The sequence below is a fragment of the Pseudidiomarina donghaiensis genome (genome assembly GCF_900116895.1).
Classification (GTDB): Bacteria; Pseudomonadota; Gammaproteobacteria; order Enterobacterales; family Alteromonadaceae; genus Pseudidiomarina; species Pseudidiomarina donghaiensis.
Genome location: NZ_FPCF01000001.1, coordinates 952,158 through 970,691 on the forward strand (window position 1 = coordinate 952,158; position 18,534 = coordinate 970,691).

At 48.4% G+C, this 18,534-nt stretch carries 19 protein-coding genes; 16 read left to right on the top strand and 3 right to left on the bottom strand.

The window, feature by feature from the left end:
- Positions 1–17: 17 nt before the first annotated feature.
- Together BM334_RS04670 and ygfZ are read right to left on the bottom strand one after the other, a co-directional pair.
- Positions 18–506, bottom strand: coding sequence for an FKBP-type peptidyl-prolyl cis-trans isomerase (locus tag BM334_RS04670; protein WP_092838512.1), 489 nt, complete (start codon positions 504–506; stop codon positions 18–20).
- Entirely contained in the window at positions 503–1,447 is a 945-nt protein-coding gene (gene ygfZ, locus BM334_RS04675) for a tRNA-modifying protein YgfZ (protein WP_241970902.1), read from the bottom strand. Before ygfZ ends, BM334_RS04670 begins: the two co-directional genes overlap by 4 nt.
- 77 nt (positions 1,448–1,524) lie before the next feature.
- On the opposite strand from ygfZ, the gene BM334_RS04680 reads away from it, so the two are divergent.
- Together BM334_RS04680 and BM334_RS04685 are read left to right on the top strand one after the other, a co-directional pair.
- A complete protein-coding gene (locus BM334_RS04680) occupies positions 1,525–1,797 on the top strand; it encodes an FAD assembly factor SdhE (protein ID WP_055438044.1) in 273 nt (90 codons plus the stop codon).
- A gap of 1 nt (position 1,798) precedes the next feature.
- Complete coding sequence (locus BM334_RS04685; protein ID WP_092838515.1) at positions 1,799–2,083, top strand: hypothetical protein; 285 nt, start codon at positions 1,799–1,801, stop codon at positions 2,081–2,083.
- Here BM334_RS04685 and nadB read toward each other — a convergent pair.
- Positions 2,042–3,646, bottom strand: coding sequence for an L-aspartate oxidase (gene nadB, locus BM334_RS04690; protein ID WP_092838518.1), 1,605 nt, complete (start codon positions 3,644–3,646; stop codon positions 2,042–2,044). The two genes, BM334_RS04685 and nadB, sit on opposite strands and share 42 nt — an antisense overlap.
- A gap of 140 nt (positions 3,647–3,786) precedes the next feature.
- Here nadB and rpoE point away from each other — a divergent pair, with 140 nt between their 5' ends.
- The 14 genes from rpoE (at position 3,787) to pyrG (ending at position 18,514) form a co-directional block, all read left to right on the top strand.
- The gene (rpoE, locus tag BM334_RS04695; protein WP_055438041.1) at positions 3,787–4,365 is read left to right on the top strand and encodes an RNA polymerase sigma factor RpoE; all 579 of its coding nucleotides are present in this window, start codon (positions 3,787–3,789) and stop codon (positions 4,363–4,365) included.
- Positions 4,366–4,385: 20 nt separating this feature from the next.
- Positions 4,386–5,048, top strand: a complete 663-nt coding sequence (locus BM334_RS04700; protein WP_092838521.1) for a sigma-E factor negative regulatory protein — start codon at positions 4,386–4,388, stop codon at positions 5,046–5,048.
- Complete coding sequence (locus tag BM334_RS04705; protein WP_092838524.1) at positions 5,041–6,039, top strand: MucB/RseB C-terminal domain-containing protein; 999 nt, start codon at positions 5,041–5,043, stop codon at positions 6,037–6,039. Before BM334_RS04700 ends, BM334_RS04705 begins: the two co-directional genes overlap by 8 nt.
- Positions 6,036–6,470 (top strand): SoxR reducing system RseC family protein, encoded by a 435-nt coding sequence (locus tag BM334_RS04710; protein WP_092838527.1) that lies wholly within the window; start codon positions 6,036–6,038, stop codon positions 6,468–6,470. The genes BM334_RS04705 and BM334_RS04710 overlap by 4 nt, the downstream gene beginning before the upstream one ends.
- Positions 6,471–6,558: 88 nt before the next feature.
- On the top strand, positions 6,559–8,370 hold the full coding sequence (lepA, locus tag BM334_RS04715) for a translation elongation factor 4 (RefSeq protein ID WP_092838530.1): 1,812 nt from the start codon (positions 6,559–6,561) through the stop codon (positions 8,368–8,370).
- Positions 8,371–8,400: 30 nt separating this feature from the next.
- Complete coding sequence (gene lepB / locus BM334_RS04720; protein WP_092838533.1) at positions 8,401–9,324, top strand: signal peptidase I; 924 nt, start codon at positions 8,401–8,403, stop codon at positions 9,322–9,324.
- A gap of 3 nt (positions 9,325–9,327) precedes the next feature.
- Positions 9,328–10,026, top strand: a complete 699-nt coding sequence (gene rnc, locus BM334_RS04725) for a ribonuclease III (RefSeq protein WP_092838537.1) — start codon at positions 9,328–9,330, stop codon at positions 10,024–10,026.
- Positions 10,023–10,943, top strand: a complete 921-nt coding sequence (era, locus tag BM334_RS04730; RefSeq protein ID WP_092838540.1) for a GTPase Era — start codon at positions 10,023–10,025, stop codon at positions 10,941–10,943. Before rnc ends, era begins: the two co-directional genes overlap by 4 nt.
- A gap of 3 nt (positions 10,944–10,946) precedes the next feature.
- The gene (gene recO, locus BM334_RS04735) at positions 10,947–11,687 is read left to right on the top strand and encodes a DNA repair protein RecO (RefSeq protein ID WP_092838543.1); all 741 of its coding nucleotides are present in this window, start codon (positions 10,947–10,949) and stop codon (positions 11,685–11,687) included.
- Between the two features lie 14 nt (positions 11,688–11,701).
- The gene (pdxJ, locus tag BM334_RS04740; RefSeq protein WP_092839310.1) at positions 11,702–12,454 is read left to right on the top strand and encodes a pyridoxine 5'-phosphate synthase; all 753 of its coding nucleotides are present in this window, start codon (positions 11,702–11,704) and stop codon (positions 12,452–12,454) included.
- 3 nt (positions 12,455–12,457) lie between these two features.
- On the top strand, positions 12,458–13,768 hold the full coding sequence (locus tag BM334_RS04745; RefSeq protein ID WP_092838546.1) for a methyltransferase domain-containing protein: 1,311 nt from the start codon (positions 12,458–12,460) through the stop codon (positions 13,766–13,768).
- Positions 13,769–13,772: 4 nt separating this feature from the next.
- Positions 13,773–15,968, top strand: a complete 2,196-nt coding sequence (gene relA / locus BM334_RS04750; RefSeq protein WP_092838549.1) for a GTP diphosphokinase — start codon at positions 13,773–13,775, stop codon at positions 15,966–15,968.
- Positions 15,965–16,765: a nucleoside triphosphate pyrophosphohydrolase gene (gene mazG, locus BM334_RS04755; RefSeq protein ID WP_092838553.1), complete on the top strand. Its 801-nt coding sequence runs from the start codon at positions 15,965–15,967 to the stop codon at positions 16,763–16,765. Before relA ends, mazG begins: the two co-directional genes overlap by 4 nt.
- 111 nt (positions 16,766–16,876) lie before the next feature.
- A complete protein-coding gene (gene pyrG, locus BM334_RS04760) occupies positions 16,877–18,514 on the top strand; it encodes a CTP synthase (protein ID WP_092838556.1) in 1,638 nt (545 codons plus the stop codon).
- The last annotated feature ends 20 nt before the right edge of the window (positions 18,515–18,534 follow it).

Consider the following 18,534-nt stretch of genomic DNA (forward strand, 5'->3'; position numbering starts at 1 on the left):
TAAGATAACTCGAGCGATTAACCGTGGTTGTGGTTACCGTCAGCGTGCACATGGCCGTGGTCCAATTCACTTGGATCAGCGTCACGTACTTCAACAACTTCTACGTCAAAGTTCAGAGCGGTACCGGCTAGTGGGTGGTTACCGTCAACAGTGACTTCGTCGTCGTTCACATCAACGATCATCACAGATTGCTCACCTGCGTCAGTGCTGGCGCGGAACTGCATGCCAACAGCAACTTCGTTATCACCGAACAAGCTGCGTGGTACGGTTTGAATTAAACCTTCATGACGCTCGCCGTACGCGTCAGCTGGTTGAATTTCAGCTTCAAATTTGTCGCCAGTGGCTTTACCGTCAAGTGCATTTTCAAGACCTTTGATCAACATGCCGCGACCAAAGATAAACTGCAGCGGCTGACCTTCTTTTGATTGATCCAGAACTTGGCCTTCAGCAGTTTTCACGGTGTAGTGAATTCCTACAACTTTGTCCTGGCTAATAGTTTGACTCATGATTCATCCAATTTATAAGGCAGTGGGTAAATTTCCAAAAGACTCGCGTCATCATCTTTCACACGAAGTTTTGTGTCTGCTTCAATATCGTTCGGCAGCACCACTAACATGCTCAGTTGATTGTCAGCACGGCTCACTGCGTTAATTACCGTGCCGGCTCGTCGCCAGTTTTCGCCAAGCTGTTGTTCAACGGTAGCGCCCGCTACAACAGGTTTACCTTGGCCCACTAAACGAAACATAGCCCGCTTCTGCTTGCCCAGATATTTCATCCGAGCGATGGTCTCTTGGCCGATATAACACCCCTTGGTAAAACTAATGCCATTTAACGCCTGAACGTTCAGCATTTGGGGTACATACTCTAATAGTGTACCTGAAAGTAGGGTGGGTCGACCACGCTCAATTTCAAGTGCATGCCAGAGTGTTTGTTCTGAGTTGGTTGGAAAGCTATCGCGCTCGGTAACCAACAAGTATTGATCGGGGTGAACGCCCAAGGTTAACACGACGCCGTCTGCAAGCGCTGTAACAGCCTGCTGTGGCTCCGTGGTTAAAGGTTGTTCACACCATTGCGCCATACGTTCTGGCGCTGCTGTGCCAAACACCCCATACAAATGGTATTTGTCACTGGCGTCGATGATGTCGGTTTTGCTAAATACCCCGAACTTCTGCAGCTGCGCCAAACTTGCGGCAATGGCGTCTTTATGTGACAGCAAAAGCACACTGTCACCGCAGCGACTGACAAATAATGTACTCATGGCTTTACCTTTGTTGTCGCAGTGTGCTGCGAACAACCAGTGGTTAGCGCCGAGTTGTTTCATGTCACAGGTAAGCTGCCCCTGCAAAAATTCATCGGTTTGTGGGCCGGTTAGCTCAATAACACCGTAATCTGTTAAGGAAACGGTTACGTATTCTGGCTGAGCTTTGGTAAACTCTGTATCTAGCACAATGAACCTCGCTTTTTCACCGATACTCACCTAGATGGGGATGAAAAAGCATTATACAAGCCGTTTTAAGGACTCGCATGGAAAAGTTGCAACAAAATGCCGAATTGCTGACCAATAAAAACCGTCTGCGCTGGGCTTGCCGCCGCGGCATGCTTGAGCTTGATGTTTTATTCATGCCATTTGTAGAAGAAGCTTATGACGACCTAAATGCGCAGCAACAAGAAGCATTTCGGCGTTTATTAACCTGTGATGACCCGGATTTGTTTGCTTGGTTTATGGGCCACCAAAAGTGCCAAGACCCAGAGCTAGCCGGCATGGTTGACTACATTTTAAGCCGCGTGAAGGTTTAATATGTTGCTGCACATTAGTGTGCAGCCTTGGCGCTGGTTACGAGGCCCGGCCTCGGTGTGGGGCATTAATTGCCGCACCGGCGAATGGTTAGAATTAACCGCCGCAGAACCATACCCCTGGCAGCAACAACCGTTAAGTTGGGTCACTGCGTGGGGGGCTTTAGTTATTTTGTACGCGCCTCAGCAACCACGGCGGTGGGTGTGGTTGCCGAAAAGCTGGCTTGGGGATGTAAATTATCGTCGGTTAGCCCGATTTTTGTTGCGTTGGCGTCAAAATGCTCGGTAACGCTTCGGGTAATAACTCTGGGTAATCTAAATTATAATGCAACCCCCGGCTTTCGTGACGGGTCATGGCGCTGCGAACAATAAGCTCAGCCACTTGCACGAGGTTACGTAGCTCAAGCAAGTTATTGCTAACTTTGAAGTTACTGTAATACTCGTGAATTTCTTGCTGCAGCAGCTCGATGCGGCGCAATGCTCGTTGTAACCGCTTATCTGTACGCACAATTCCGACGTAGTCCCACATAAATAAGCGCAGCTCATGCCAGTTGTGCTGAATAATAACCTCTTCATCTGAGTTGCTGACTTGGCTTTCATCCCAGGCTGGAAGCTCTGTAGGCGCCGGACAGCTCGCCACTTTGGCGATGATATCTTGCGCCGCTGAACGGGCAAAAACTAAGCATTCAAGCAGTGAGTTACTTGCCATGCGATTGGCGCCATGCAAACCGGTGTAGGCAACTTCACCAATGGCGTACAAATTGGTGACGTCAGTGCGCGCGTGCAAATCAGTTTTCACACCGCCGCAGGTATAGTGCGCTGCAGGTACAACCGGCATGGGTTGTTGACTGATATCAATGCCTAAGCTGAGGCATTTTTCATAAATATTCGGAAAGTGTTCTTGAATGAACGACTTTGGCTTATGCGAAATATCCAAATACATGCAGTCAGCGCCAAGTCGCTTCATTTCGAAGTCAATGGCTCGTGCCACCACGTCGCGTGGCGCTAATTCTGCGCTAGGGTGAAAGTCTGGCATAAAACGCGAGCCATCAGGGCGGCGCAAAACTGCACCTTCACCACGTAATGCTTCGGTTAACAAAAATGACTGAGCATTGGGGTGAAACAAACAAGTCGGGTGAAACTGATTGAATTCCATATTGGCAACCCGGCAGCCCGCGCGCCAAGCCATTGCAATGCCATCGCCGCTAGCAACGTCGGGGTTACTGGTGTACTGGTAGACTTTGCTAGCGCCGCCGGTACATAGCGCAACAAATTTTGCCGCCACAGTTTCGACACGTTGTGTTACGCGGTTGAGTATATAGGCGCCAAAACATTGCGGTGAGTCACCGCCTAGATGTTTATGGGTAATTAAATCGATAGCGTTCACACGCTCAACAATAGTGATGTTCGGATGCAGCCGTGCTTGTTCAACCAAGGTTGTTTGCACCGCACGGCCGGTTGCATCTGCCGCATGCAGAATGCGGCGATGGCTGTGCCCACCTTCTTGATTGAGGTGAAATTGGCCGTCATCGACACGGTCAAACCCAACGCCTATATCAATAAGCCACTGTAAGCTTTCTTTGGCATGACGTGTGGTAAACTCCACGGCTTGTTGCTCACACAGCCCAGCCCCTGCGATCAAGGTGTCTTCAATGTGGCTTTCAATGCTATCATTCTCGTCGAAAACGGCAGCGATACCGCCTTGTGCGTAATAAGTTGAGCCTTCTGTGAGAGGGCCTTTAGAGAGTACAATGACGTTAGCATGGTCAGCCAACTGCAAAGCTAAGGTTAAACCGGCAGCGCCGCTACCGATAATAAGTACATCACATTGATAATGAGCCATTTGTTCCATACATTATGTGGAAGTCATACAACGATTTTACTGATTTGAATTTTTTTTGCGAACTTTTTACTACAACGTCGGTCATACTTTGCAGTTGCACAGCGGGCCTGAAATCTGACGTAGCTAGGGGTTGAGGAGAATAGGCTCGGATGAGCGAACAAGAAACAGATAAAGCCCTGGTAGAACGAGTTCAACAGGGAGACCAGCGCGCCTTTGATTTGTTGGTAAAAAAGTATCAACACAAGGTCATGAGTTTGATCTCGCGTTATGTCAAACAACAGGCTGATGTGCCTGACGTGGCGCAAGAAACCTTTGTGAAAGCCTATCGTGCGTTGGCAAATTTTAGAGGCGATAGTGCCTTTTATACGTGGCTCTATAGAATAGCCGTGAACACAGCAAAGAATTATTTAGTTGCACAAGGCCGCAAGCCACCAGCTAATGATGTTGATGCTGAAGAAGCGGAGTATTATGAGGGCAGTGGGGCACTGAAAGACAGTGCTTCGCCGGAAAGTTTATTGTTAACCGATGAAATTCGTAACGTCGTTATGAAAACCATCGAGGCATTACCGGAAGATTTACGACGTGCTATTACGCTGCGTGAAATTGACGGATTAGGCTATGAAGAAATAGCCATAGAAATGGATTGTCCTATTGGTACTGTACGATCGCGAATTTTCCGCGCTCGTGAAGCTATAGACCAGCAGTTACGACCGTTATTAGAGCGCTAAACTGAGATTGAGGATGCGATATGTCTGATCGTTTTAAAGAACAAGCTTCGGCGTTGTTAGACAACCACTTTAGGGATTCTGACGTCGATGCGGAAGGTCCATTTAATGCTGACTTATCAGCATTGTTGGATGATCAACATGCCCGAGCAGCTTGGTCTCGTTATGCGTTAGTGGGACATATCTTGCGCGGTGATGCACAGACTAATCAGCAGCTAGATATTAGCGTTGCGGTTAGTGCGCAAATACAGCAACAGGCGCCGCTAACTAGCGCTACCTCAAACACCAATGTAGTGCAGCCTAGTGCATCACAAGGCGGCGCCCAAGCGCGTGCAGCGTCTCGTTGGTTGAAACCAGCTGGTAGTGTTGCCATTGCAGCTAGTGTTGCGTTAGTAGCGGTGTTGTCAATTCAGCAGCCAGTATTAGACGACACCCAGCCAGCAGTTGAAGCTCAGGTCACTCCAGCTATAGTGACAAACCCATTCGGTGGTCGTAATCCAGTGAGTTATAACACGGTTATTGATCAGCAAGCTCCGACTGAGGCTGAATTGGCTCAGCAGCGTCAGCTACTGCAGACTTATATGATTGATCATCAACGGCAAATTCAGTTGTCGATGCAGGCGAACGAGCAAGTAACGGACCCCAATGTAGAAACAGTAAAAGAGCCACCCAAGCAGAATGACTAAATATGTAGCCGCGATTGCCTTGTGGTTTGCTGCAGTTGCGTCTTTTGCTGTACCGGCGCAAACCGATGAGCGTGCTGAAATTGCCGCGAATTTGGGCCAGCAATGGTTTAATCGCATGGCCGATGCACTGCGCCACCTAGATTTCGAAGCCACGTTAGTACAAGCCCAAGGCCAACGAGTGCAGCCTTTGGTATGGTTTCACGGTAGCTATGATCATGATACCGACCTTGAATTACTTATTTATTTGAATGGCGCCGATATGCGTGTTTTGCGTATAGGCGAGCAGAGTTACTATTATTCTGCTGGGGGAGCGCATGCTTACACCTTGCAGTCGAATGTAACCTTTGGACTGATTCCTCCTGCGTTTTACAACAGTTTTTCAAACATTTCACAGCACTACCAAGTGATAGCTAGCGGCGGAATGCGGGTAACCGGCCGTAACGCACAATATTTGCGCTTAATTAGCCGCGACAATCATCGTTACCACTATGACTTATGGGTTGATCGTGAAACCGGCATGTTACTGAAGATGCAAATGATGACACCTCAAGGTGAAGTGCTGGAGCAGCTGCAATTAACTTCGTTTTCGGTGACTAACGAGTTACCCGAACCTCTCATTGACTTAGGCCAATTTCAACAACCGCCGCGTATGTACGGCAACGACGACTCGACGCCGGTAAAGTTTGCGTTGCAACCGGACTGGTTACCCGATGGTTTCAAGCAGCGCATTGCTAGCCACCGAGAAGTTCACGATACGCGGTTGCCGACAGATTATTATTTGTTTAGTGATGGCCTAACCGAAATTTCGGTTTACATTACTGAATCGCAGTTACAAAACTTACCCTCGTTAGCTTTGCAAGGGCCAGACTCTATGGTGAATTTGCGGGTGAACGGCTTCGCTGTGACGGTAGTTGGCAAGGTGCCAGCTGAAACGTTGCACATGATAGCTGAGCGTACAGCTTTAAAATCGACAATGGAAAGTGAAGAATGATTCGTGAGCTCGCTGAAATCGTGGCAGTTTATGACGATAGTCTTCAGGTTTCGACCGAACTAAAAACAGGTTGTGGTAGCTGTGCACAGCAATCAACTTGTGGTGCGGGGATTATCTCAAAAGCATTTTCTGATCGGCGCGCCGAGTTTTTAGTTCGAAAACCCGAAGGTCAATTCCAAGTAGGCCAAATGATAGAACTGTTGTTGCCAGAACAGGCGCTGACGCAATTATCCCTGATGCTGTATGGACTTCCGTTGCTGGCCCTAATGCTAACCGCGGTTGGCTTGGGTGAACTGGCTGGAGTTAGTGAGGGCTGGGTGATTATTAGTGCCTTTGCTAGCTTTGGTTTGAGCTTCTATGGGTTGAAACGTTGGTTACATCACCGTGATGTACAGGTTAGTCAATTGTTGAGTGTGCAACAAATCGACTAATTTTGCCCGAAATTCTTTGTTCCTTTCCCCATAAATCAGTATGATCAGCGGTTAATTCTCTATTCCATTTGTTTTTGCGGGGGCATTAATGCCAGAAAAGGCGTTTAAGCAAACAAATATTCGCAATTTTTCAGTAATTGCGCACATCGATCACGGTAAATCGACCTTATCCGATCGTCTTATTCAACATTGCGGCGGCTTAACTGATCGCGAAATGGCTGAGCAAGTGCTCGATTCCATGGACCTTGAACGTGAGCGCGGTATTACCATTAAAGCGCAGAGCGTAACATTGCATTACACCGCGAAAGACGGTGAAACTTATCAGTTAAACTTCATTGATACGCCGGGCCATGTGGACTTCTCCTATGAAGTATCGCGCAGCTTAGCCGGTTGTGAAGGGGCGTTATTGGTTGTTGATGCGGCTCAGGGCGTTGAAGCGCAAACCTTGGCCAACTGCTATACAGCCATTGAAATGGACCTAGAAGTGGTGCCGGTGTTAAATAAAATCGACTTGCCACAGGCCGACCCAATGCGCGTTGCTGAAGAAATTGAAGACATTGTTGGTATTGAAGCCATTGATGCGGTTCAGTGTTCAGCTAAAACCGGTATTGGTATTGATGAAGTACTTGAGCGCATTGTCCGGCAAATTCCACCACCACAAGGTGATCCTGAAGCGCCATTGCAAGCACTGATTATTGACTCTTGGTTTGATAATTATCAAGGCGTTGTGAGCTTGGTACGCGTAAAAAATGGCATTTTGCGCGCTGGCGACAAAATGAAAGTGATGTCGACGGGTCAAACTTACCAAATTGATAAAGTGGGCTTTTTCTCGCCAAAACCCACGGAAACCGGCATTTTACGTTGCGGCGAAGTAGGTTTCGTGATTGCAGGTATTAAAGAGATTCTCGGTGCACCAGTAGGCGATACCTTAACCTTGGCGAAGCAGGCCGCGCCGGCAGCCTTACCGGGCTTTAAACGCGTGAAGCCTCAAGTTTACGCGGGTATGTTCCCCATTTCGTCAGACGATTATGAGAACTTTCGTGATGCGCTAGCAAAGTTATCGCTCAATGACGCGTCGTTATTTTATGAGCCTGAAAACTCTGCTGCCTTGGGCTTTGGTTTCCGTGTTGGCTTTTTGGGCATGCTGCATATGGAAATCATTCAAGAACGGCTTGAGCGCGAATATGACATAGACCTGATTACCACAGCGCCAACGGTGGTGTACAAGGTGGTAACCAAAGACGGCAAAGAGCACAAAGTCGATAATCCAGCGAATTTGCCGGCGGTAAACGATATTGAAACTATTTATGAGCCTATTGTGGAAGCCAACATATTGGTGCCGCAGGAATATTTAGGCAACGTGATCACGCTGTGTGTGGACAAGCGTGGTGTGCAAACCAAAATGGCTTATCACGGTAATCAGGTGGCGGTGACCTACGAGTTACCAATGGCTGAGGTGGTGATGGACTTCTTCGACCGCTTGAAGTCAACCAGTCGTGGCTATGCGAGCTTGGATTATAACTTTAAGCGTTTCCAAGAGGCAGACATGGTGCGGGTTGACGTGTTGATCAATGGCGACAAGGTAGACGCATTGGCATTGATTACTCACCGCGATAACGCACAAGGCCGAGGCCGTGATTTAGTGGACAAAATGCGCGAGTTAATTCCGCGTCAGATGTTCGATATCGCCATTCAGGCCACTATTGGTACCCACGTTATTGCCCGTTCAACGGTGAAACAATTACGTAAAAACGTAACCGCAAAATGTTACGGTGGTGACGTAAGCCGCAAGAAAAAACTATTGCAGAAACAAAAAGAAGGTAAGAAGCGCATGAAGCAATTAGGGAACGTTGAAGTTCCTCAAGAAGCGTTTCTTGCGGTACTTAAAGTTGGTAAATAAAGAATACGTGCGCAAGGGAATAGACCGATAATGGCAAATTTTTATTCAATACTGTTAACGCTAGTGACGCTGGCGGCGGGTTTGATTTGGTTGTATGACGCAAAATTCAAAAAGCCGCTTCGCAAAGCTAAAATTGCTGACGAAGAGCAGCGTTTGCAGCAACAACTTGATGATGAGGCGCGTGAGCGACTTGCTCCTCAGGGGCGAATAGCTGAATTTGCGCAGTCGGTTTTCCCAATTCTATTTATCATTTTGATTGTGCGCTCGTTCTTTTATGAACCGTTTCGCATTCCGTCGGCATCAATGATGCCGACCATGTTGGCGGGCGACTTTATCTTGGTGCAGAAGTACAGTTATAGCGTGCGTGATCCGCTATTTCGACACGAGTTGGTGCGGACAGGTACACCTGAACGTGGTGATATCGCGGTATTTAAATACCCTTTGCAGCCAAATGTCGACTACATTAAGCGTATTATTGGCACCCCGGGTGATCGCATCATCTACCGTAACAAAACCTTGTACCTAGAGCCTGCTTGCGTTGCAAGTAGCGCAGAATGTCCAAAAATGCAGGTTATCGCGCGCGAGGTGAAGCAGCAAGATGAAGTTTACTTTAGCCGTTCAACGCCGTTAGTTCGCTATACTGAGCAAATTGGCGACGTGACCCATGATATTTTAGTAGACCCAACCGTAGCTCCGCGCACCGCTTATTTTTACCAACAGCCAGGCACCGCACCTGACGAATGGATAGTGCCAGAAGGGCAGTATTTTTTCATGGGCGATAACCGCGATAATTCCGAAGACAGTCGTTATTGGGGGTTTGTACCGCATGACAATTTGGTTGGGCGAGCGACCTTTATTTGGATGAGTTTCGAAATGGATCGTGATGCCAATAGTTTGTTGCCACAATGGGTACCAACCGGCATACGTTGGCACCGTTTGGGCAGCGTGGAGTAAATTGTGAGCTTACCCAAACCGCCAGCGCAAAAACTGGAAAAAGCTTTTGGTTATACGTTTAGTAACCGAGATTTGTTGCAACAGGCTTTAACGCATCGCAGCGCAGCAGCACTGCATAACGAGCGCTTGGAGTTTCTCGGCGACTCGGTGCTCGGTATTATTATTAGTGAAGCCCTGTTTGAGAAATTCCCAAATATTGACGAAGGCGATTTAAGCCGTATGCGTGCTACTTTGGTGTGCGGCAAAAGCTTGGCAAAGCTAGCGCAGAAATTTGAGCTTGGAAAATTTTTAGTGTTAGGGCCAGGTGAAATGAAAAGTGGCGGCCATCGCCGCGAGTCCATTCTGGCTGATGCGGTAGAAGCATTGCTCGGCGCAATGTACTTAGAAAGTGATTTAGTAACCTGTCGTCAGGTAGTTTTAGCTTGGTATGCGAAGCAACTGGATAGTATTAAGCCAGGGGCAAGCCACAAAGACCCTAAAACGCGGCTGCAAGAATATTTACAGGGTCGCCAATGTGCACTTCCAGTGTACGAAGTGGTGGCCACGCAAGGCCAAGCACACAATCAACAATTTACGGTAAGTTGCCAAGTAGAAGGTATTGCAGAACCTATTCGCGGTACCGGTACCAGTCGACGCAAAGCCGAACAAAAAGCGGCAACCGATGCACTGGCGCAGCTTCTCGAACAGGATAAAACCTCATGACCGATTTCAATATCGATGAAAATATAAGTTCAGCGTCAGCCTTTGTGGCGATAGTTGGGCGACCAAATGTGGGTAAATCAACCTTGTTGAACCGCATTTTGGGGCAAAAAATTAGTATTACCTCAAGTAAACCGCAAACCACCCGACACCGTATTCTTGGCATTGAAACCGAAGGCGACCGCCAAATTGTCTACGTTGATACGCCGGGCCTACATAAAGACGAAAAGCGGGCTATTAACCGCTTGATGAATAGAGCGGCGTCAAGTTCACTGAGCGGTGTTGAAGTGATTTTGTTTGTGGTTGAAGCCGGCAAGTGGTCAAGCGATGACGATATGGTATTGGCTAAGCTGAAGAAAATGAGCAGCCCAGTGATTCTGGTGGTGAACAAAATTGATCAGTTTAAAGATAAAACCGAATTGTTACCGTATTTACAAAAATTATCAGAAAAACATACGTTTGCTGAGATAATTCCATTGTCTGCAGAAACTGGGGCTCAAGTTGAAGCCTTGCGTACCTTAGTGCATAGCCACGCGAAACCAGGTGTGCACCATTTTCCAGAAGACTATGTGACGGATCGTTCGCTGCGTTTTATGACCGCAGAAATTATTCGTGAAAAGCTCATGCGTTTTACCGGTGACGAGCTACCTTACAGCACCACAGTGGAAATTGAGCAGTTTAAGACGGCAGAGTCGGGTACAACCCATATTCACGCACTTATTTTGGTTGAGCGAGACGGGCAAAAGCGCATGGTTATTGGTGCTGGTGGCAGCAAACTAAAAACCATTGGCACTGAAGCGCGACGAGACATTGAGCCGCTCGTAGGCGGCAAAGTGCATTTGCAACTCTGGGTGAAAGTGAAGTCGGGCTGGGCTGACGATGAACGCGCATTGCGCAGCTTAGGTTACGGCGAGGATTAAGCCATGGAACCGGCGTTTGTACTGCATCGCTGGCCCTACCAAGATAGCAGCTTGCTGGTGGAATTACTGAGCGCACAGCAAGGGCGTTTTCGGGTTATTGCCAAAGGGGCCAAACGCCCGAAAAGTAAGTGGCGTAGTATTTTGCAGCCATTTACGCCGCTCTTGGTGCAGGCCAAAGGGCGCGGCGAATTACTAACGTTGAGCGCCGCTGAAGCTAGCGATCAAGCTATGAACCTGCAAGGCCACGCGTTATATAGTGGTTTTTACGTAAATGAGCTGATACAACGCCTTACCACCCCCCATCAAGCCATAGACGAACTGTTTCATGACTACCATGAAACGCTGAACATGTTGGCGCAAACCAGCCACGTTGAGCCGGTGCTTCGGCGTTTTGAGTGGCAACTGTTGTGTCATTTAGGGCATGGGTTTGATTGGCATGCAGATGACCAGCAACAACCTTTTTTAGCGCAACAGACGTATCAGTTTAGGCCAGAACGGGGGTTCTTTATCGCAACCCCCAATGCGTTAGAAAATAGGGCGGCTGAAACACCGTTAAACCCGTATTCGGCTGCTGAATTTTTAATGACAGGCGCTGACATTACGCGCATTGCAGCGTTTGAGCAGCTTGATCAGCGCCTGCTAAACTTACTTAAACGTATTATGCGATCTGCGCTGCAGCCTTATTTAGGTGATAAACCGCTGCGTAGTCGCCAACTCTTTACCCAATTTAAGGACAAATCATGACGCATTCTGCAGATATTGGCCCCATTTTATTAGGTGTAAACATTGATCATGTGGCAACCGTGCGCAATGCCCGTGGGGTGAGCTATCCAGACCCAGTGACAGCGGCTGCAATTGCTGAACAAGCTGGTGCAGACGGCATTACTGTGCATTTGCGTGAAGACCGTCGTCACATTGTTGACCGCGACGTTGAAATTTTGGCGCAAACATTGCAAACCCGAATGAATTTAGAAATGGCGGTTACCGACGAGATGCTGGCCATTGCTAGCCGCATTAAACCGGCCTATTGCTGTTTGGTACCAGAAAAGCGCGAAGAGCTAACCACTGAAGGTGGTCTTGATGTTGCTGGGCAGCAAGACAAAATTAAAGCAGCGGTAAGCCAGTTAGCCGAACATGATATAGCGACCAGTTTGTTTATTGATGCCGATAAGCGCCAAATTGACGCCGCAGTTGCCTGTGGTGCACCAATTATTGAGCTGCACACCGGGCATTATGCTGAGCAAACCAATGAACAACAGCAACAGCTGGCCTTGGCGCAGTTACGCGATGCGGCTGAATATGCTCAAGCTGCCGGCTTACAAGTTAACGCCGGGCATGGTTTGCATTACTTTAATACCGCCGCTATTGCTGCCATTCCACAGTTGGTTGAATTGAATATTGGCCACGCAATTATTGCCCGTGCTGTATTAGTCGGCCTTGAGCAAGCCGTTCGCGACATGAAAGCCATTATGCAGCAAGCGCGCTTACAAGTGCAGCAGCAAGGTCGCTAAGCCATGGCGCAAATTTACAAACCACGGCCGCACCAGGCTAAAAATAAGCCTTTATTGGCGCAAACTGTGGTTGGGCTTGATCATCAAGGGCGTGGCATTATACGTACTCCGAAAGGGGTGCGGTTTGTGGCCAATACGTTACCCGGTGAAACCGTTGACGTGGTCGTCGATGGCAAGTACACAGCGACTCTGCTCAAAGTTACAAAACCAAGTGCGCAACGCCTAAAACCACCGTGTGACTATTATGACAGCTGTGGCGGTTGTGACTTTCAGCATGTTGACCTCGCGGCACAGGTGGCTCACAAGCAACAAACCGTGCAAGAAATGCTAAGTAAGTTTGCCGGTATAGAAGCGCAGGCTTGGTTAGCACCGTTACAGGCCGACGCTTGGCATTATCGCCGCCGCGCCCGTTTAGCGGTTCACTATGATAGGAAGCGTCAGCAGCTTACCCTCGGTTTTCGGGCGGCGCAAAGCAAGCGAATTGTAGCTATCGATAGCTGTTTAACACTGGCGCAGCCTTTAAATAAACTTTTAAAGCCATTACGAGATGCACTCGCAAAATTGGCATTGGCCAAGCATTTAGGCCATGTTGAACTGATTGAGTTTGCCCAACAGCCGGCAGTATTACTGCGTGTAGCAACCCGCTTAGAAGATACAGATAAAAGCCAGTTAGAGGCTTTTGCACAGGCGCATAACGTTGCCGTATGGTTGGCATATGAGCATACAGTGGAGCCATTGATGGCAACTCAGGCGTTGCCGCAATATGGCACTGTTGGTGCTTTGCTAAGCTGCCAACCGACAGACTTTATTCAAAGCCATCGGCAGCTTAGTCAAACCATGGTTGCCCAAGCACTCGCGTGGCTAGACATTCAAGCCGACGAAAGGGTGCTTGAGTTGTTTGCTGGCAGCGGTCATTTCACGATTCCACTGGCCCAGGCCGGTGCCAAGGTCACAGCCATTGAGGGGGTTACCTCCATGGTTGAGCAGTTGCAGCAAAACGCAACGGTCAATGGCGTTGAGGTTGACGCGTTTTGTGCCAATTTAGAGCAGCCATGGCCGCAACAAAGTTGGGGCGCTACTAATTACAGCAAAGCCTTGTTAGACCCCGCGCGAGCCGGCGCTGCTAACGCGGTTCAAGAAATCGTGAAACGTGATATTCAACGAGTTGTTTATGTTTCGTGTGCACCGGACACCCTTGCTCGTGACGCAGCAACCCATAAAGCACATGGATATGTATTAAAACGGGCTCAAGTTATTGACATGTTTCCGCAGACCCATCACATTGAGGTAATCACACTTTTCGAACGGGAGTAATACAGTGGTTTGGGTGCGAAGTACGCATGTTGATAAACCGCATCAACAAGGCGATTGGCTAGCGGAATTAAGCTCAGAAAAGCGACGCGAGCAATTGCGTGAGCATGCCCAACGCCTAAAAGCGTTATGTGACAATGCCCATAAACCACAGCTATTGGTTAAAGGCGAAGAAATGGTCGAAATTCTTATCGGCCTAAACCTTGACCAAGAGTCGTTGGTTGCTGCTTTATATAGTCCAGCTTACGAGGCTGCACTTCTCGATAGTGAACAAGCATTAGCCTGGGGCGGGAAAAGCCTACCGATTTTATTAGAAGCTGTGCAAAATATGCAGACCATTAGCGCGCTGCAGCACTTTCAACACGGCAAACCAAGCTTAGTCCAAATTGACAATGTACGGCGCATGTTGCTGGCCATGGTGACTGATGTGCGTGCCGTATTAGTGAAGCTTGCTGAGCGCATTTGTTTTTTACGTGAGGTAAAAACCCTCGACGAAGAAACACGGGTTTTAGCTGCCAAAGAATGTAATGAAATTTACGCTCCACTAGCGAACCGTCTTGGTATTGGTCAGCTTAAGTGGGAATTGGAAGATCTTGCCTTTCGCTATTTACACCCAACCACCTATAAAGCTATTGCCAGCCAACTGCACGAGCGTCGTATTGACCGCGAAAATTATATTCAGAATTTTGTCAGTGGCCTGCAACAAGCGCTATATGCAGAAGGGGTGAAAGCGACCGTTTATGGGCGCCCCAAGCATATTTACTCAATTTGGCGCAAAATGCAGAAGAAGCATTTAAGCTTTGAACAATTATTTGATATTCGCGCGGTGCGCATTATTACGGAGTCACTCAAAGACTGTTACGGCGCTTTAGGTGTGGTGCACAGCTTATGGCGACATATTGCGTCGGAGTTTGATGACTACATTGCCACGCCCAAAGCCAACGGCTATCAGTCAATACATACGGTTGTGTTGGGTCCCGAAGAAAAGCATGTGGAAATACAAATTCGCACCCAAGCCATGCATAACGATGCCGAGCTGGGTGTGGCCGCGCATTGGATGTACAAAGAGGGCAGTGCGACTGGCAAGGGCTCAGGGTTTGAAGAAAAAATTGCGTGGTTGCGTAAGCTTCTGGCCTGGCATGATGATATGGCCGGCAATGATGGTTTGGTTGAGGAAATTCGCTCACAGGTATTTGAAGACCGCGTGTATGTGTTTACCCCTAAAGGCGAAGTAATCGACCTGCCGAGCGGCGCCACCCCGTTAGACTTTGCTTATTACATTCATTCACAGGTTGGGCATCGTTGTGTGGGCGCTAAAGTGGATGGTCATATTGTGCCATTTACCTACACGCTTAAAAACGGTGAGCGGGTTGAAATTTTAACTCAAAAGAACGTGCAGCCGCGTCGTGACTGGTTGAATCCGGCCAATGGCTATCTGCAAACGTCGCGAGCGCGAAGTAAAGTGGTCGCCTATTTTAAGAAACTTGATCGCGAGAAAAACGCCAAAGCTGGGCGTGAGTTATTAGAAGCCGAGCTGAGTAAAATTAATGTGCCATTAAGTCAGACTGAGACGGTACTTGAGCGTTTTAATATGGTGCATTTAGATGATTTGTTGGCGGCAATAGGGGCGGGTGACGTCCGCTTGCATCAGGTTGTTAATCAGCTGAAGCCCACCGAAGACAATGCCGCTGAACGAATTGAGCGGTTAACTGCCAAAGCGCCCAAAGCAAACAAAAGTCGCAGTGGTAAACAAAGCGACGTGACTGTCGAGGGAATTGGTAACTTACTGGTGCAGTTCGCCAAGTGTTGCCAACCCGTGCCCGGTGATGCAATTCTTGGGTTTGTCACTCAAGGCCGCGGCGTATCTGTACATCGGCGCGACTGCGAACAGTTAGTACACTTATTAGAGCAGCACCCAGAACGTGCTTTGGCGGTGAGCTGGAGCCAACAAAAACGCGGTAACTATCGCGTGAATTTACGCATAGACGCCGATGATCGTCATGGTTTGTTGCACGACATAACCAGTGTACTGGCGAACGAAAAAGTCAATGTGGCGCAGCTTGATTCACATTCGGATGCAGCCACGCGGCAAGCGCGACTAGCGGTGGGTATTGTGGTTGCTGACACGGAAAATTTACAACGTTTGTTGAATCGTCTTGGACAAGTGAAAGGCGTTCACAAAGTCGAGAGAGTAACGCAATGAGCACTAGCAATTTCAGTGGTACCCACGCCTTACTTAAGGTTATGGAGCGTTTGCGTGATCCCAACGGCGGTTGCCCGTGGGACCTGAAGCAAACCATGGCCAGCTTAATTCCATATACCATTGAAGAAGCCTATGAAGTGGCGGCGGCGATTACCGAAGGTAAGCCTGATGAGATTAAGGATGAGTTAGGCGATTTGCTCTTTCAGGTGGTGTTTTACGGACAGTTGGCGGCCGAACAGCAACAGTTTACCTTTGATCAGATTGCGCAACATACAGCCGACAAGCTTATTCGGCGCCACCCGCATGTGTTTGGTAGCAGCACGACGCAAACCGATGAAGAGATAAAAGCCCAGTGGGAGCAGATAAAAGCCGAGGAAAGAGCGGAGAAAGATGCTTCTGATAGTGTTTTTCACGGCATCCCGAATAGCCTGCCGAGTATTTTAATGGCGCAAAAGTTACAAAAACGCGCCGCCAACGTTGGCTTTGATTGGCCAAATATAGCCCCAGTAATCGCAAAGATTCATGAAGAAATCGCAGAGGTTGAAGAAGAACTGGCGAAATCGGAACGTGACCAAGCAGCCTTAGAAGCCGAAATTGGCGATGTACTGTTTGCGGTGGTGAACTTAGCGCGCCATGCGCAGGTAAACCCTGAACATGCATTGCGCCGCACTAATGTGAAGTTTAAACAACGTTTTCAAGCCATCGAAAAACGCCTTGCAGAAAACGACCAGCAACCAGAGCAATTATCACTAGATGAGTTAGAGGCCCATTGGCAAGCCGTAAAAGTTGAGGATTAACGAAAATCATACGGCTTTATGTGATTTTAAATTGTCGGATTGCAGTGCTTCGGGTATACTGTTTTCCCGTCTTGAAGCAAATCCCTTTTAACCTGACGACTTAGGTTTCGCATGACAACTAATTATATTTTCGTCACCGGCGGTGTTGTATCTTCGCTGGGCAAAGGCATTGCTGCAGCTTCTTTGGCGGCAATTCTTGAAGCTCGTGGCCTTAAGGTTACGATTCTTAAACTCGACCCTTACATTAACGTCGACCCCGGCACCATGAGCCCCATTCAGCACGGTGAAGTATTCGTGACTGAAGACGGCGCTGAAACCGACCTTGATTTAGGTCATTACGAGCGTTTTATTCGCACCCGGATGACCAAAAAGAACAACTTTACTGCCGGCCGTGTGTACGAAGATATTATTCGTCGCGAGCGCCGTGGTGAATTTCTTGGCGCAACCATTCAGGTTATTCCGCACATTACCAACGAAATTAAACGCCGTATTGTTGACGGCGGTGAAGGCTACGATATTGCCATTATCGAAATTGGCGGTACCGTGGGCGATATTGAGTCGCAGCCATTCCTAGAAGCTATTCGTCAGTTGGGCACCGAAGTCGGGCGCGATCGTACCTTGTTCATGCACCTCACCTTGGTGCCATTCTTAGGTGCGGCAGGCGAAGTAAAAACCAAGCCAACGCAGCATTCAGTGAAAGAGCTGCGTTCAATTGGTATTCAGCCGGATATTTTGGTGTGCCGCTCTGACCGCGCACTACCGGCCAATGAACGGTCGAAAATTGCGTTATTTACCAACGTCGAAGAAAAAGCCGTTATTGGCTTGAAAGACGTTGATAGCATTTACAAAATTCCAGCTATTTTGAAGTCACAAGGCCTTGATGAAATTGTGGTACATCGCTTCCGTATGGACTGCCCAGAAGCCGACTTGTCAGAATGGGAACAAGTGTTGTATCAAGAATCAAACCCAAGCGGCGAAGTGACCATTGGATTTGTCGGTAAATACATTGAATTACCAGACGCATACAAGTCAGTTAACGAATCACTAGCGCATGCTGGCTTAAAAAATCGCTTAACCGTGAACATTCGCTATATTGATGCACAAGACGTTGAAACCAAAGGCGTTGCTAAGTTGGCCGATGTGGACGCAATTATTGTGCCTGGTGGCTTCGGTGAGCGTGGTATTCAAGGTAAAATCATGGCCGCCCAATATGCCCGCGAAAACAATATCCCATACTTGGGAATATGCTTAGGCATGCAAATTGCGTTGATTGAATATGCCCGTAACGTGGCTGGCTTAGCCGGTGCCAATAGTACCGAGTTTAACGACAAAGCTGAGCACCCTGTGGTGGGTTTGATCACTGAGTGGATGGACGCGAAAGGCCAAAAAGAAATGCGTGACCAAAGTTCTGACCTTGGCGGTACCATGCGTTTAGGCGCACAGCCATGTAACTTGGTTAAAGGCACCAAAGCGCGTGCGCTATATGGCAAAGATGTGATTCAAGAACGTCATCGTCACCGTTACGAAGTGAATGGTCATTATGTTGAGCAGCTTGAGCAAGCCGGCTTGAAAATCTCAGGTTGGTCACATGACAATCGCTTAGTCGAAATTATTGAAATTCCGAATCATCCTTGGTTTGTTGCGGCGCAATTCCACCCGGAGTTCACCTCAACCCCGCGTGATGGTCATCCGTTATTCCGTGGCTTTATTGAAGCCGCAGGTGTTTATCAGAAGCAGCGTCGCGCCTAAGCGCCGCGTGTATTAACAGG